The sequence below is a fragment of the Acetonema longum DSM 6540 genome (genome assembly GCF_000219125.1).
GTDB lineage: Bacteria > Bacillota > Negativicutes > Sporomusales > Acetonemataceae > Acetonema > Acetonema longum.
The window spans coordinates 1-14,870 of sequence record NZ_AFGF01000198.1 but is presented as its reverse complement, the minus strand read 5'-3'; the positions used below and the strand labels follow the sequence as shown (position 1 = coordinate 14,870).

Annotated in this window: 15 protein-coding genes; 2 read left to right on the top strand and 13 right to left on the bottom strand. The window is 49.1% G+C overall.

Going from position 1 to position 14,870, the window contains the following annotated elements; translation table 11 throughout:
• Positions 1–33: 33 nt before the first annotated feature.
• The 3 genes from ALO_RS16620 to yddG all read right to left on the bottom strand — a co-directional run bounded on the left by ALO_RS16620 (position 34) and on the right by yddG (position 3,634).
• Positions 34–1,785: an ABC transporter ATP-binding protein gene (locus tag ALO_RS16620; protein WP_004098263.1), complete on the bottom strand. Its 1,752-nt coding sequence runs from the start codon at positions 1,783–1,785 to the stop codon at positions 34–36.
• A 293-nt stretch (positions 1,786–2,078) separates the two neighbouring features.
• Entirely contained in the window at positions 2,079–2,549 is a 471-nt protein-coding gene (locus ALO_RS16615) for a GNAT family N-acetyltransferase (RefSeq protein WP_004098262.1), read from the bottom strand.
• A gap of 167 nt (positions 2,550–2,716) precedes the next feature.
• Positions 2,717–3,634, bottom strand: coding sequence for an aromatic amino acid DMT transporter YddG (gene yddG, locus ALO_RS16610; RefSeq protein ID WP_004098261.1), 918 nt, complete (start codon positions 3,632–3,634; stop codon positions 2,717–2,719).
• Positions 3,635–3,769: 135 nt separating this feature from the next.
• On the opposite strand from yddG, the gene ALO_RS16605 reads away from it, so the two are divergent.
• On the top strand, positions 3,770–4,639 hold the full coding sequence (locus tag ALO_RS16605) for a LysR family transcriptional regulator (protein WP_004098252.1): 870 nt from the start codon (positions 3,770–3,772) through the stop codon (positions 4,637–4,639).
• 151 nt (positions 4,640–4,790) lie between these two features.
• On the opposite strand, the gene ALO_RS16600 is transcribed toward ALO_RS16605, so the two are convergent.
• From ALO_RS16600 to ALO_RS16575, 6 genes are all read right to left on the bottom strand, one after another.
• On the bottom strand, positions 4,791–5,120 hold the full coding sequence (locus tag ALO_RS16600) for a demethoxyubiquinone hydroxylase family protein (RefSeq protein WP_004098250.1): 330 nt from the start codon (positions 5,118–5,120) through the stop codon (positions 4,791–4,793).
• A 111-nt stretch (positions 5,121–5,231) separates the two neighbouring features.
• Complete coding sequence (locus tag ALO_RS16595; protein WP_004098249.1) at positions 5,232–6,095, bottom strand: sensor histidine kinase; 864 nt, start codon at positions 6,093–6,095, stop codon at positions 5,232–5,234.
• 40 nt (positions 6,096–6,135) lie between these two features.
• Entirely contained in the window at positions 6,136–6,483 is a 348-nt protein-coding gene (locus ALO_RS23285) for a hypothetical protein (RefSeq protein WP_004098247.1), read from the bottom strand.
• Between the two features lie 360 nt (positions 6,484–6,843).
• The gene (locus ALO_RS16585) at positions 6,844–7,605 is read right to left on the bottom strand and encodes an amino acid ABC transporter ATP-binding protein (RefSeq protein ID WP_004098237.1); all 762 of its coding nucleotides are present in this window, start codon (positions 7,603–7,605) and stop codon (positions 6,844–6,846) included.
• A gap of 10 nt (positions 7,606–7,615) precedes the next feature.
• Positions 7,616–8,269: an amino acid ABC transporter permease gene (locus ALO_RS16580; RefSeq protein WP_004098236.1), complete on the bottom strand. Its 654-nt coding sequence runs from the start codon at positions 8,267–8,269 to the stop codon at positions 7,616–7,618.
• A gap of 77 nt (positions 8,270–8,346) precedes the next feature.
• On the bottom strand, positions 8,347–9,105 hold the full coding sequence (locus ALO_RS16575; RefSeq protein WP_004098235.1) for an amino acid ABC transporter substrate-binding protein: 759 nt from the start codon (positions 9,103–9,105) through the stop codon (positions 8,347–8,349).
• Between the two features lie 318 nt (positions 9,106–9,423).
• Here ALO_RS16575 and ALO_RS16570 point away from each other — a divergent pair, with 318 nt between their 5' ends.
• Positions 9,424–10,449 (top strand): branched-chain amino acid aminotransferase, encoded by a 1,026-nt coding sequence (locus ALO_RS16570; protein ID WP_004098233.1) that lies wholly within the window; start codon positions 9,424–9,426, stop codon positions 10,447–10,449.
• A gap of 135 nt (positions 10,450–10,584) precedes the next feature.
• On the opposite strand, the gene ALO_RS16565 is transcribed toward ALO_RS16570, so the two are convergent.
• The 4 genes from ALO_RS16565 to ALO_RS16550 form a co-directional block, all read right to left on the bottom strand.
• Entirely contained in the window at positions 10,585–11,997 is a 1,413-nt protein-coding gene (locus tag ALO_RS16565) for an aspartate ammonia-lyase (RefSeq protein WP_004098232.1), read from the bottom strand.
• 276 nt (positions 11,998–12,273) lie between these two features.
• Entirely contained in the window at positions 12,274–13,011 is a 738-nt protein-coding gene (locus ALO_RS16560; protein ID WP_004098230.1) for an ABC transporter permease, read from the bottom strand.
• Positions 13,011–13,778, bottom strand: coding sequence for an ABC transporter ATP-binding protein (locus tag ALO_RS16555; protein WP_139025432.1), 768 nt, complete (start codon positions 13,776–13,778; stop codon positions 13,011–13,013). Before ALO_RS16555 ends, ALO_RS16560 begins: the two co-directional genes overlap by 1 nt.
• Before the next feature lie 17 nt (positions 13,779–13,795).
• Positions 13,796–14,644: a sirohydrochlorin cobaltochelatase gene (locus tag ALO_RS16550; RefSeq protein WP_004098226.1), complete on the bottom strand. Its 849-nt coding sequence runs from the start codon at positions 14,642–14,644 to the stop codon at positions 13,796–13,798.
• Positions 14,645–14,870 lie beyond the last annotated feature (226 nt).

The window sequence follows — 14,870 nt, the reverse complement described above, 5'->3', positions numbered from 1 at the left end:
CGCTGGTTCCTGTAGCCACTCAGATTTCAGACATCATCCGTTCTCCAATTCGTCCAGGCCTTCGAACTGTATATTATAATACTTGGCATACAGGCCGTTTTGCGTCAGCAATGTCTCATGGCTGCCCCGCTCCTGAATGCCATCCTGGGTAATGACGATGATTTCATCCGCATTGCGGATGGTGCTGAGCCGGTGAGCGACTACAATCGTCGTCCGGTTTTGCGTAAGGCGTTCCAGAGCAGCCTGGATATGGCACTCACTTTCGTTATCCAACGCCGAGGTGGCCTCATCCAAAATCAGGATCGGCGGATTCTTCAGGAATACCCGGGCAATGGCAATCCGCTGCTTTTGGCCGCCGGAGAGACGGGCGCCCCGTTCCCCTACATAACTGTCATAACCGCCGTCAAGGCCCATGATGAAATCGTGAATGCTGGCGTTCTTCGCCGCTTCCATGATTTCCGCGTCAGTAGCGTCCGGTTTGCCGTAGGCAATGTTGTCCCGGATGGTACCGGCGAACAGATAGACATCCTGCTGTACAATGCCGATGGCCCGGCGCAGGGACTTGAGCGTAACATCCCGCACGTCTTGGCCGTCAATCAGGACGGCTCCCCCGCTGACATCATAAAACCGGGGCAAGAGCGAGCAGAGAGTGGTTTTGCCGCCGCCGGAGGGGCCCACCAGCGCCACGGTTTTGCCGGCGGCAATGGTGATATTCACATGATCCAGCACCTGGGTATTTTGGTGATAGCGGAAAGAAACATCCTGAAAAACAATGTTTCCCCGGACTGGAGTCAGCGGCAAGGCATCCGGCTTCTCCAAAATATCCGGCACGGTATGAATCGTGTCGGTAAAACGTTTGAACCCGGCATAGCCTTTCTGAAACTGTTCCGTAAAATTGATCAACACGTCAATCGGATTCATGAAAATGCCGATATACAGCGCATACACAGCCAAGTCGCTGACTGCCAGGGACCCTTCGGCGATAAAGAAGCCGCCGCTGACCAGCACCGTGGTGTATAGTAATCCCTGAAACAAGCCATTGCCGGCATGAAAAGTCCCCATGATCCGGTAGCTGCCTTCCTTTGAATCCAGAAATTGCAGATTGCTGCCGTCAAATCGTTTTCGTTCCAGCTCTTCGTTGGCAAAGGATTTCACAACCCGGATACCCGAGAGACTGTCCTGGACCCGGGCGTTCACGCCGGCGATCTTTTGCCGGTTATCCATGAAAATCGCTTTCATTTTCCGGTTTTGCCAGATGCTGAAAATAATCATGAGCAGGGTAACCAGAAACAGGATCAGAGTCATTTTGACGCTGAGAAATAACAGCAAGGCAAAAGAGCCGATAATCTTTAAGGTGCATATAAACACATTCTCCGGTCCATGATGTGCCAGTTCCGAAATGTCGAACAGATCGGACACCAGCTTGGACATCATCTCGCCCGTGTTGTTACGGTCATAATAGGAAAAGGAAAGCCGCTGATAGTGCTCGAAGAGATCCTGGCGCATATCGCTTTCCATGCGCGCCCCCATGATATGCCCCCAGGTGGTGATATAATACTGACAGGCGTACCGGATCCCGTACAGAATAAGCATTCCAACGGCAACCACGCCCAATACCCGCGTTATTTCCACCGGACTTTGCGTGAACACTCCATGAGTCAGAAAATAAAGCACCTGAGGAAAGGTAATATCAACCACAGAAACCACTGACGCACAAAACAGATCGGTAAAAAACAGTCTCCGGTAGGGTTTATAGTAATGAATAAAATGCGACCAAACCGACATAAAAGCCTCCTGCCAATATTTCTATATTGTTTTTACATAGCGTATTTCTGTCAACGATTTGCCTATATCAATCGGCTGCTTGGCGCCATCATAAGCAAATCCATGTTTCTCATAGAATTTACGAGCTCGAATATTATCCTCCAATGTCCATATGATTATTCTTGAAAAACCGCCGCACGTTTTTCAGGTGTAAAATCCCTTATCAGGTCATCCGGTATACTCCACCTAAGCTCTCTGCCAAGATTGTGCATGCGCACGCTCTATATCGCTGGCATGGTCTTCAGTTTCTCTAATTACTTGACGGTAGCCTCCATTCCATCGCGGACAGGAATTATGCTTGATTCAAAAGTATATCTTAATTTGGGTATGATTCGCTCTTTACTAATTAATGACTTTACCTGCCCTATTGTCACAGCTCCCATTTTTTCATAAAAGCCAACTGCCTGAGGACTTGTTACAAATTCAAAGTAATCGATTCTATTTTCTTTGCATTTATCAATTAAAGAATGCCATAATTGGCCGCCAAAGCCTCTTCCAATGTGCTCGGCTGCAATATAGAAGTATTCTAATTCCCATCCGGCATCTGCCTGATGCAATCCCCAAAAACCTATAATACGATCATTCTCTTCCATAATGAATACCGGATTTTTATTGATAAATTCCTCTGTTAGATTATAATGCGCTTTAAATTTTTCCATATAGCTATCATCATAACCCCAATATGCTTCGGAGCAATAGGCTAATCGGGCTAATACAGGCGCCATTTTGGCTGTAGCCGCTTGTACAGCATACACGTCTAAACTAAAGATACTAATCACTTCCGTTCAATTCGACAGACTTCATATAAATAGAATTACCATACAAATATAAAAGCTCCTGCAAATATCAAAATGTTTGCAGGAGCTTTGGATGATTGATCGCCGCTACTTAATTATGAAGCGTAGATTTCATTTTTTACTGAGTGATCTTTAGTGGCCCGCCAGCATAAAATTGATCCCAAACATACCATCAATACACCCTGCCAAAAGGAAACGGAAAGCGGCGCGTTCAAAAGCAATGAAGCTAATAACGATGATAATACCGGCGTGAAGTATGAGGCGCTGGCAAGCATGGAGACATTGCCATGCAGAATGCCGAAGTTCCAGCAAGCATACCCAAGCCCCACTGCGCCACCCGCCATCAATATATAAATGATTGCACGCATACTTAGGTGCAGCGCGGCGCTGCCGCTCATGAAGAACTTAACCCATAGAACAATCGTAATTAGGATAAAGAATAGTGTAGCTCCGTTTTTCCCTTCCGCAAACTTACTGGTGACAGTGCAGTACCCAGCCCAGAGAAAGGCGCCTATAAACGCTAAAACATAGCTAACAGGATTGCTTTGTATATTGCTTACCATCACAGCCAAATCCAGACCCTTTTCGCCTCCCATTACCCAGCAAACGCCAAAAAGGGAAAGGGTAAGTCCGGGAATAATCAGGAGTGTCGACCTCTGTTTATTAAAAATGATAGAGGACAGGATGGTAAGACAAGGCCACAAATAGTTTACAATATTGACTTCAATGGCCTGAGCCCCATTCTTTGCATACCCAATCGCCAGAGCAAAAGACATTTCATAAGCTACAAATAAAAAACCGCCAATTAATAAATATCTCCAAGGCAAAGTTTTTATTGGGGGCACTCCGAAGATAACAATAAGAAGAGCCGCAGCGAAAGTATAGATCATGGCAATACCTCCCAGCGGACCAAGAAGTTCACTTACGCTATGAATTAAACCAACCATTGTGCTCCAAAACAGAATAGAAATCAGCCCAATAAGCGTGGCATGATTTCTAGCGCCTTGATTCATTTATATAATCCCCTTTTTCATGAAATGATATCTTCCTGTCTAATGTTGTTCATGATACAATAATTTTGAGTATAAAGTAAAACGACAATCTCTTACATTTGGTATGATAAATCGTCACAATCAGGAGCTGCACCCATGGATTTGAATAAGTGCGAGATGTTTGTCCGGGCAATCGACACCGGCAGTTTTTCGAGGGCAGCAGAGCAGTCAGGCTACACGCCTTCCGGCGTGGCGCATATGATGGATGCGCTGGAAGACGAAATTGGCTTTCCGCTTTTAGTGCGCGGACACAGAGGAGTCAGAGCGACAGAAAACGGGCAAAAGCTGCTGCCCATTCTGCGGGAACTGTTACATTGGAATGAACAGTTTAAGCAGACCGCAGCAGAAATCAACGGCCTTGAAACCGGCACCGTCAGGATCGGTTCTTATTCCAGCATTGCAACTCATTGGCTGCCCAAGGTGATCAAAGCGTTCCGCGAGAACTATCCGCATATTGAAATTCACTTGATGGAGGGTATCCGGCAAGAAGTAGACAGGTGGCTTGCAGAAAGGCGAGTAGACCTTGGTTTTTTCAGTTATCAAGAGCCGATGTCTTACGAATGGATCCCTCTGAAAACAGATCCCATGCTTGCGGTTTTGCCGCCTGACCATCCGATGGCGCAGTTATCGGCGTACCCGCTTGTCGCGTGCCGGGATGAAGCATTCATTATGCCTGCGTTGGGAAAAGATGCCGATGTTGTGGAGCTTTTGGAAAAAGCCGGTTTGACGCCGCAGATCCGCTTTTCAACACTGGAAAATTACGCAACTCTTTCTATGATCGAATGCGGACTTGGCATGAGTATCATGAATGAGCTTATTACCAAAGGGCGGCAAAACCATGTGGTCATGCTTCCCCTCGACCCGCCGCACAGTATTACGCTGGGAATCGCTGTTCCGTCTATAAAGACAGCTTCACCGTCGGTACGAAAATTTATTTCTTATGCAACACGAATGTTAAAAGAGTAAAAGTTAGAATGGATCAATGACGAAAAAAACCGGCCGCTTGAATAAAATCAGGCGACCGGTTTTTCAATGGATGCCCTTTCCCTAAACCAAGTTACAGGAAGCATCACATTTACCTGAACAAATCCCGGATTACGCTTCACTTTCCTCAGATTTACTGGGTCATTGGATTAGACATGGTCTGACCGGCACCCTGTGATTGCTGCTGCCGGATGACCTGTTTTCCCTGTTCAATCAGCTGCCCTTCTTTAGGATCAAGCAGGGTAATGAGTTCTTCCAATTGTCCGATATGTTTCCGTTCATCATCGGCAATTTTAAACAGGGCTTGCTTGACGCGCTGGTCCTGAGTGGACATAGCGTGGGCCTCGTAGCCGATTATCGCTTCATATTCTCCCACAACGTCGGCCCGAAGAGCCTGGACCAGTTCATCCGCTGATAATTCTTTGTTGATATTGGCGATAAACGGATTGCTGATTAATGCCATAGGATCACCCCCGTCTTTTTATTCTATAGGATGAGCCAATGCCGGCATGATTATTCCGTATAACCCGGCCTGCCTGACGGATATTGGTCAGGTTGGATCTATCAGGAAGGTTTATTGATTGGAGAATTGCGCTGCATTGGTTTGATTCCCGTTTAACGGCAGAAAGACAGAAAATGTCGTTCCCGCCCCCGGTTCACTGGCAACCCGAATCGTGCCCCGGTGACTTTCAACGATCCATTTGGCGATAGAGAGTCCCAGACCGGCGCCGCCTTTGGCGCGGGATTTATCTACCTGATAAAAGCGTTCGAAGATTTTATCGAGATGTTCTGAACTGATGCCCTCACCAGAATCAGCAACACTAAGCGCTGCGGCGCTTTTTGACTGTTCTAGCTGTACCCGGATTTTTCCGTCTGGCGGTGTATGCCTGATCGCATTATCCAGCAGTATGCCGATCAATTGTCTGATCTTTGCTTCATCGCCATAATACCGTATGCCGGCTTCAACCGATACATTCAGAGTAATCCCCTGTGATGCTGCAAGAGGTTGGAATGCTTCGGCGGCAGCAGTCACCATTTGGTTTAAAGAAAAATCATTGCGTACCAACAGTTGTTGCCGGGAGTCAGCCTGGGCCAAAAACAACAGAGATTTTACCAGTTTGGTCATGCAGGCAGTCTCTTCCTGGATATTTCTCAGCCAGTTATCCTGGCTGGAGACGGTAGCAGTCTGGTTTTCCCGCACAACTTCCAGATTGGTTTGAATGATGGCCAGAGGTGTACGAAGCTCATGGGATGCGTCAGCCAGAAAATCTTTTTGCTGCTGCCAGGCTGTCTGAATGGGAACCATGGCCCGATTGGCCATGAACAGACTTCCGAACAGGGATAACGCCAAACAGACAACGCCGGTAGCGCTCAAGGTTGCGATCAGGATATGCAGGGTATTCTGCTCCCGGGTAATGTCCTCAAAAATAATCAGCATTCCTTGGTTATCCGGTAAAGATGCCTGGAAATAGAAATATTCACTTTCTTCTAAACTGATGAATCCTTTTGTTTTCTACTTTTTTTAAAGCTTCCGGGACAAGAAAACGCAGCTTCTCATATTCAAAGGCTGGGACGGCGGAAACCTTAGTGATGGTTCCCATCTTGTCTGTTTTAACGTAAAAGAGATGGGGCGGGAGTCCTCCCCGCTGAGATCCGTTGATTTTACCGCTGATAATATCCGCTGCAACCCGCGGCGGCATAAATTCCAAACGCTTTGTCATTTCGTGTGTAGCCAGGAAGTAGGAGCCGCCAATCAACAGCAGGAAGAGCAATGCGATAATTCCCAGATTGATCAGGGCCAGCTGCAAGCGTAATTTATGAAACATAGTGAGCCTCCCCAGACTTGAGTTTTTTTCAATTTCATGCCAGTTCCTTCTTTTTTACCGCTTATTATTTCTATTGTACCGGATATTCCTTTGAATTTCATTGAATTCAAAGGAATATCAAAGAATTCTCTCCGATCATTACGATACGCAGAGGAATTCCTATAACCTGAATCTTAAGTTTTTAAACTTAAACCGGGTTCCTCTACGTTCATGGTCACCCAACGGGAACAGATAAAGCCCGCTTTCAAGCTGAAAAGCAAGAAAGCGGGCTTTATTGGCAGCTATGCCGGCATGATTATGCCGTATAGCTCGTCACGCCAGTCTTTACGCGACTGACACTGCGCAAATGAGCTTAGCGCCTCAGACTCCCTGATAGGCTAAAAATGCCTGTGTTCTGGGATGCGCCGGGCGGCTGAAAATATCCTCCGGCAATCCCGCCTCAATAATCTCCCCCCGGTCCATGAATACGACGCGTTGGGCCACTTCCCGGGCAAACGCCATTTCATGGGTGACAATGACCATGGTCATATGTTCCCGGGCCAGCTGCCGCATCGCCCGGAGCACCTCGCCGGTCAGCTCCGGGTCCAGCGCCGAGGTCGGTTCATCAAACAGCATAATCGCCGGCTGCATAGCCAGCGCCCTGGCAATGGCCACCCGCTGCTTCTGGCCGCCGGACAGGCGGGAAGGATAACTGTCCCGCTTATCCCACAGCCCTACCTTGCACAGCAGTTCCTTGGCTGCCGGTATGATCTGCTCTGGCTTCAGACCTTTCACAGTCAGCGGCGCTTCGATCACATTTTCCAGCACGGTCAGGTGCGGAAATAAATTGAACTGCTGAAACACCATGCCCATCTTGCGGCAAATCCGCCGTATATCAGCGTCGGCGGCATAATGGCTCTGGCCAGCGGAACCAGAGGCTGCCAGCGTTTCTCCGGCAATCTCGATGGTCCCCCGGTCAATGCTTTCCAGCCGGTTCAGGCAGCGCAGCAGAGTACTTTTTCCTGAGCCGGAGGGGCCGATCACGGCCACGACCTCGCCCTGCCCCACTTCCAGTGAGACCCCCCGCAGCACGGCAAGTTTGCCAAAATCTTTATACAGGTCCCGTGCGTTGATCATGTTCATTTTATTTCCCCTACTCGTCATATACGGCATAACGCTGTTCCAGCTTTTGAAACAGCCAGGTCAGGGCCAGCGTCATAACCAGATAGAATACCGCCGCCACAATGAACGGCGTTGTGTTGAAATCCCTCTGCACAATGGCCCTGGTGGTCCGCAGCAAATCATTCATCGCCAGCACATAGATCAGCGAAGTATCCTTTACCAGGGTAATGGTCTCGTTACTGACCGGCGGCAGCACTCTTTTCATTACCTGGGGCAAAATGATCCGCCGCATGGTTTGAAGATATGTCATGCCCAGCACCTTAGCCCCTTCATACTGCCCACGTTCAATGGACTGAATGCCGGCGCGGAAGATCTCGGCGAAATAGGCGGCGTAATTCAGGACGAAAGCCAGCACGGCCGCCGGAAAGTCGTCAAGCCTTACGCCGATGTACGGCACAAAGGGCAGCCCAAAATAAACAAACAGCAATTGCAGCATCAGCGGCGTTCCCCGCAGCAGCCAGATATAAACCCCTGCCGCTCCGCTCACTGCCCTTCGTCCGGAAATGCGGATCAGGGCCAGACACAGTCCTAAAGGCAGGGACAGGACCATGGTTACAAAAAACATCTGCAGCGTAACTGCCGTTCCTGCCAGCATCGACGGTAAAATATTACTAATATATTGCATGCATTGTATTCTCCTTACCCATTAAAGAAAGGGTCAATGGCGGAACCCATCGACCCGATTTTACGGCTATTTGACCGTTATTTTATGATATCTGCACCAAACCACTTTTGGGATATTTGGGCTGACGTCCCATCTTGTTTCATGTCCGCCAGAACTTTCTGCAGTTTAGTCAGCAGTTCCTGATCGTCCTTGTGCAGTCCCACGCCATACTCCTCCGTACCGAAATGATCGCCCAGGATTGTATATTCACCGGTTTTCTTGCCGGTGTAATAACGCCCGACGATCTCATCCACCACCACCGCGTCCAGGCGTCCGGCCTTCAGGTCCAGCAGAGCGGCCACATTGTCAGGATATTTTTTCAAGTCTCTGAATGTCCTGGTTGTGTCCATCTCTTTTTCCAGGGCATCCACGCTGCTGCTGCCGTCCTGAACTCCCACAACCTTGCCGGCCAGATCAGCTTTGCCCCGAATCGCAGAATTCGCCGCTACGATAATGATTTGCCGATTTTCCATATACGGAGCTGTGAAGGCGATATTCTGCCGGCGCTTTTCAGTGATGGTAAGGCCATTCCACAGAACGTCCACCCGTTTGCTGTTTAATTCGGCTTCCTTGCTGCTCCAGTCGATTGGCTTGAACTCTGCTTCCCGGCCCAGCCGCCGGGCCGCTTCCCTGGCCATATCCACGTCAAAGCCGGTGATATTATTTTTATCATCCCGGAACCCCATCGGCGGAAAATTATCATCCAGCCCCACTACCATCTTTTTCGGTTCTGCGCCGCCGCAGCCGGCGAGCAGCACACATACCAGCAGCAGTGCAGCTGCCAAAAGCTTCTTCATTGTCATTCCTCCATGTCTCTGTGGTCTGCATTTATTTTACTTTACTTAGTTAAAAAAATAAAGTGATAAAAAGCTGATTTATTAAAGTTATTCGGCTTATTGCCAGGCATCTCTTTTATTTTCATGTTTATACGCCATTTTCGAGCTTAATAAAATCCAATGAAAACAATCGGCCGTTAAAAATTTTTTCTCAACGGGCATTCCAGCGCTGCCCCTTTGTTTATTCTTGTTCTGAAAATATCACCGTGATATAATCAGTCATATACCTGTTCTTTGAAACAGGATGCAGTTCGGAGAAACTTTGGGGGGGGATTGAACATGGGGAAAAAGGATTTAGCCTGGGAAAGTATTGGTTTCTCCTATCGGGAAACTGATAAACGCTATGTCTCAAATTATAAAAACGGTGAGTGGGACAAGGGTACGATTACGTCAGATGCCACTGTCGTTTTAAATGAGTGCGCCGGTGTTTTTCAATATTGCCAGTCGATATTTGAAGGTTTAAAGGCTTATACGACGAAAAGCGGCAGTATTGTAACCTTCCGTCCTGATTTAAATGCAGAACGGATGATGGATTCCGCCAGAGGATTGGAAATGCCGCCATTTCCGAAAGAACGATTTCTGGATGCGATTGATCAGGTAGTAAAAGCAAATGCGGACTGGGTTCCGCCCTACGGAAGCGGCGCATCACTCTATATAAGGCCATACATGTTTGCCTCTTCCCCGGTCATCGGTGTGAAGCCGGCGGAGGAATATCAGTTCCGCGTGATATGTACACCGGTTGGACCTTATTTTAAAGGCGGCGTAAGACCATTGTCAATTTGTGTAAGCGATTTTGACCGGGCTGCGCCACACGGAACCGGACATTTAAAGGCCGGATTAAATTATGCAATGAGCTTACATGCATACATGGAAGCTCATCAGAATGGATTTGACGAGAATCTGTTCCTGGATCCTGCTACGAGAACGTTCGTAGAAGAAACCGGCGGAGCTAATTTCTTTTTTGTAACAAAAGAGCATGAAATTGTGATTCCAAAATCAGATTCCATTTTACCGTCCATCACCAGGCGTTCCATGATGATTGTGGCTGAGAAATATCTTGGACTGAAAGTGACTGAAAGACCGGTCAGATTGTCTGAAATCAATTCTTTCGTGGAGTGTGGCTTGTGTGGAACAGCAGCGGTCATATCACCGGTAGGCAAAGTGACAGATCACGGCAGGGAAATCCGTTTTTCTGATTGCCAGGAAGCAATGGGACCTGTTACCAAGAAGCTTTACGATACGCTGACCGGAATCCAGCTGGGAACTGTCGAAGCACCGGAAGGATGGATCCGGAAAATTTGTTAAGGAACTGAATTAAAAAGCCCGCTTTCAAGCCAAAAGGCAGGAAAGCGGGCTTTATTGACAGAAAAAGCGGGCCGAATGTTTCAGCCCGCTTTTTCTCAAGACGAAATAAAGCTTCACAAAGCAGGCTTTATTCTGTCAGCTAATCTTCTTGATATATTGCTTGCCGGCAATGCCAGGCTTGGTCATTTCGGCCGGCGATAAAATAACGTTTAGTTGGTCCGCCGTCATCAGACCCTGCCGAAGGATAATATCTTTTACCGGCTCTTTGGTACGCAGCGCTTCTTTGGCAATAGCCGACGCCGCTTCATAGCCAATATGCGGCAGCAGCGCAGTGATCACCCCCACGCTGGAATCGAGCAGCTCGCGGCAGCGCGCTTCATTGGCCTCAATGCCGGCGATGCACCGCTGCTGCAGGGTACGGACCGCATTGGTCAGGAAGGTTAAAGAATTAAACAGGTTATAGGCGATAACCGGCTCCATCACATTAAGTTCAAACTGCCCGGCCTCCACGGCCAGACCAATAGCCTGGTCGTTGCCGATCACCTGAAACGCCACCTGGTTGAGCACTTCCGGGATAACCGGGTTGATTTTGCCCGGCATGATGGAGGAACCCGGCTGCATGGCCGGCAGAATCAGTTCGCTGAGGCCGCATTTGGGACCTGATGCCATCATGCGCAAATCATTGGCAATTTTCGAAAGAGACAAGGCGCAGACTTTCAGGGCGCCGGATAGTTCCGCCAGTTCATCGGTATTTTGGGTTGCATCGACCAAATTGGAGGCGGATACCATGGTATTGCCGGTAAGAATCGATAATTGCCGGACAACTTCTTTGATGTATTCCGGTTCGGCGTTCAGGCCGGTACCAACGGCCGTGGCTCCCATGTTAACGGTAAACAGGTTGTCCATAGCGCGGCTAATCCGTTTGATTGACCGCTTCACTGTATCCGCATACGCCGCGAATTCCTGTCCGAGGGTGATAGGCACAGCATCCTGAAGATGGGTCCGGCCCATCTTCAGAACGTGCTGAAATTGCTCCGACTTTTGCCGCAAACCGTGGTGCAGCGTTTCCAGTTCACTGATCAGAAGCTTGGTTTTCTGAATGGAAGCAATCCGGATCGCGGTAGGCATCACATCATTGGTGGATTGGGCCATATTGACCTGATTATTAGGCGACACAACCTCATAGTCGCCTTTTGCTTTTCCCAGCAATTCCAAGGCCCGATTAGCAATCACTTCATTGGCGTTCATATTCATGGAAGTGCCTGCCCCGCCTTGTATGGCATCAACAATAAACTGATCGTGGAGCTTGCCGGCAATGATTTCATCAGCCGCCTGAACGATAGCTTCCCCCACCGCTTCCGGCATGCGTCCGGTTTTCATGTTAGCCTTAGCCGCAGCTTTTTTAATCGTCGCCAAAGCAGTGATAAATTCCGGACATAACCGGTGTCCGGTAATCGCAAAGTTTTGGGATGCCCGCCAGGTTTGCACTCCATAATAAACCTCATCCGGCAACTCAACCTGCCCTAAAAAATCGTGTTCGAATCGCATAATCCATCCCTCCGTCACTGATCATTCTAACTAAGTTCATTATATCACGCACTTTGTATTTTGTATACAACATCTTGCAAAATACGACACTGCTAATCCGCAACTAAGTTGAAACACTGCTTTCCAGTGACGATTTATCTGCCGTTACGGTAAACTGAACCAAAAGCAAATGGAAAGTCTGACAATACACTCGATGCCGGATTCCTATACACGATGCCAGAAAAAACGAGGGCGCCATCCAGAGATGGCGCCGGGACGCAGTATGGCGGCTGTATGTCAATACTCACTATAGTGGGAATAGAGATAAACCCCACAGGCAAAAAACACGCTGCCCAGAACGGACAAAATCAAAACAGCTTCCCAAACCTCGCCATTCCAGGCGGATGCCCGCAGCAAGGTATTGATCGCGCCAATGGGAAACCATCCCGCTAAAAAGCTCAGCCAGGGGGGCAGATTCTGGACGGGAAAAAACGAGCCGCCAAAAAAGGTCATGGGGGTAATGAAGAAGCTGTTCACCAGTGAAATATCGTCCACTTGCCTGACCAGCATGCCCACAACCATGCCGAGGGAGCTGAAGCAGAACCCGCCCAGCAGAATGCCAGCGAACCATGTGCTGCTTTGAATACCGGTACCAAACGAAATAAAGCCGACCACCAGAATCAGGCTGCTAAATATAACCACCCGGCTCATACCGGCCAAAACTACGCCCCAGACAGCGGAGACATGGGATACGGGACTGAGAATCAGGCTGTGAAAATGGCGAAAATAAAGACGTCCGGCGCTGATGGAGGTGGCTGCCTGCTGAAAGCCGTTAGTCATGACAGTCATACCGATAATACCGCTGGCAAGAAAAGGAATATACCCTCCTTCGATGCTGACCCGGCCGCCCAGTCCCAGACCAAATGCGAAGAAATAGATAAAGGGTGAAATAATGGAAGGGAAAATATATCCCATGCGGCCGATTTTTTTCCATAACAGCAGCATTTCCCGACGATATACGGCGTACCACCCCATCAGTCGATTCCTCCTTTCGCCAATTGAATAAACAGGGTTTCCAGCGCTTCTTCATTGCTGACATCGCCGCCATAGCGGCGCTGAATTTCATCAGGGGTTGCCACCAGCGCCAGCCGTCCCGCCTTCAGGAGTGCAATATGGGCGCAAAGCCTGGCGGCTTCCTCCATATAATGAGTGGTCAGAAGTATGGTTTTCCCAGACACCGTCAATGCCTGAATGATCTGCCAGATCTCCTGTCTGACATCAGGATCAAGTCCCACAGTAGGCTCATCCATCAGCAGCAGCTCCGGTTCCGGCAACAGTGCTCTCGCGATCAGGACACGGCGCATCATACCGCCGGAAAGCCGTCCTACCCGCTTCTGGCGCATTCCTTCCAGCGAAAACCGGGCAATGGTTTCCTCCACCTTCTCTTCTACCTTTTCCAGGCCGAACAAGCGTCCATAAACAGTCAGCGCTTCAGGTACGGTCAGTTCCCGCTCCAGATTGGAATCCTGAGGCACAATGCCGACAAGCCGCCGCAGTTCCGGAGTCTGCAGCGAGGCGTCAATACCGAAAATGGTTACTGTTCCGGCCGTCGGACGCACCAGTCCGGCGATGATTTTCATCAATGTGCTTTTTCCCGCGCCGTTTGGCCCCAACAGGCCATAGATCTGTCCGGCTTCCACCTGTAAGCAAATGTTATCCAGCAGGGTATTTTCCCGGTGGCGTTTTGTCACTCCCGCCAGATTTAGAGCGGGAGCGCTGTTATTCATCGGTTTCTGTTGCAATGTCCTTCTCCCTCAATTTACGTTTTATCGGTTATGGTTTTTTCCGGCTGGCTGTCTATAATGTCTCTGACATGTTGGACATAAATATCCTGAATGGCCGGATTTTCTCCCAGACCATTCAGTTTTAACTCTACGGCAAAACCGGCGGCTGTCAGCATAGATTTCGCCGTTTCTTTTTCCTCTCCGTCCATATCCTTGCGGACATGATTGCCGGCCACCAGCATGAACGGCTGCAACTTCACTTCACGGACAGACCTGTCGCGCAGTTGCCCAATGATCCGCTGCAGCGAGGGATACCCTTCCACCGCATAGAGAAATACGTTGTGCTTGCCGGCATCCTGCAATTTCAGTTCCATGGCGGCGTAAGCGGCGTTGGCGGGATGAAGGCCGCCATGTCCCATGAAAACTACCGCCTCATCGGGGCCGGGCATTACGTCGAGGGCCTCAATCGCCGCCAGATAGTCGTCCGGATGATTTCCCTGCCCCATATAATAAAGCAGCGGCCTTCCCAGCTCCAGCCGGCTGAATTTCTCAGCATGAACATAATCACTGACAATGCGGCTGATTTTTTCATATTCATCACCGGCAACGATATGCAGCGGCTGAACGTAAACCTCGCTGAATCCCTCTGCCAGCAGACGTTCCAGCGCCTGCTGCTCATTGTCCACAAGGACGCCGTCCCGCTCCGCCAAACGCCTGATGATCATCCGGGAAGTAAAGGCGCGGCGCACCTCATAACCGGGAAACGCGGCGCGCATTCTCTCCTCCACACTTTCAATGCAGGCTTGGCGGGCATCAGCATAAGTTGTGCCGAAGCTAACGACCAGGATGGCCTTTTTGTCAGAAGGGCCGGGTGTCTGCGTCATGATTCCATCCTCCCATGTATTGTTTCAACAAGACTATCCCGCTGAAGCAGATAGCGCTAATTGCCTCTTGATTTAATAAGAATAATTAATTCTTTTTGCATAGGTTATACTCCTTGCATTATAAACAAAGTAGTTTTATTTACGCAAGTTTTGTACTAAAGCACCGGGAAACTGAACCAAATAAAAAAGACTTGCGGCACCGCAATCGGTCCGCAAGTCTTTGATT

Excerpts from the sequence above, each read along its gene's own strand:
- ALO_RS16620 (WP_004098263.1), bottom strand. The coding sequence starts at position 1,785 with ATGTCGGTTTGGTCGCATTTTATTCATTACTATAAACCCTACCGGAGA.
- ALO_RS16615 (WP_004098262.1), bottom strand. The coding sequence starts at position 2,549 with ATGGCGCCTGTATTAGCCCGATTAGCCTATTGCTCCGAAGCATATTGG.
- yddG (WP_004098261.1), bottom strand. The coding sequence starts at position 3,634 with ATGAATCAAGGCGCTAGAAATCATGCCACGCTTATTGGGCTGATTTCT.
- ALO_RS16605 (WP_004098252.1), top strand. The coding sequence starts at position 3,770 with ATGGATTTGAATAAGTGCGAGATGTTTGTCCGGGCAATCGACACCGGC.
- ALO_RS16600 (WP_004098250.1), bottom strand. The coding sequence starts at position 5,120 with ATGGCATTAATCAGCAATCCGTTTATCGCCAATATCAACAAAGAATTA.
- ALO_RS16595 (WP_004098249.1), bottom strand. The coding sequence starts at position 6,095 with ATGCTGATTATTTTTGAGGACATTACCCGGGAGCAGAATACCCTGCAT.
- ALO_RS23285 (WP_004098247.1), bottom strand. The coding sequence starts at position 6,483 with ATGTTTCATAAATTACGCTTGCAGCTGGCCCTGATCAATCTGGGAATT.
- ALO_RS16585 (WP_004098237.1), bottom strand. The coding sequence starts at position 7,605 with ATGAACATGATCAACGCACGGGACCTGTATAAAGATTTTGGCAAACTT.
- ALO_RS16580 (WP_004098236.1), bottom strand. The coding sequence starts at position 8,269 with ATGCAATATATTAGTAATATTTTACCGTCGATGCTGGCAGGAACGGCA.
- ALO_RS16575 (WP_004098235.1), bottom strand. The coding sequence starts at position 9,105 with ATGAAGAAGCTTTTGGCAGCTGCACTGCTGCTGGTATGTGTGCTGCTC.
- ALO_RS16570 (WP_004098233.1), top strand. The coding sequence starts at position 9,424 with ATGGGGAAAAAGGATTTAGCCTGGGAAAGTATTGGTTTCTCCTATCGG.
- ALO_RS16565 (WP_004098232.1), bottom strand. The coding sequence starts at position 11,997 with ATGCGATTCGAACACGATTTTTTAGGGCAGGTTGAGTTGCCGGATGAG.
- ALO_RS16560 (WP_004098230.1), bottom strand. The coding sequence starts at position 13,011 with ATGGGGTGGTACGCCGTATATCGTCGGGAAATGCTGCTGTTATGGAAA.
- ALO_RS16550 (WP_004098226.1), bottom strand. The coding sequence starts at position 14,644 with ATGACGCAGACACCCGGCCCTTCTGACAAAAAGGCCATCCTGGTCGTT.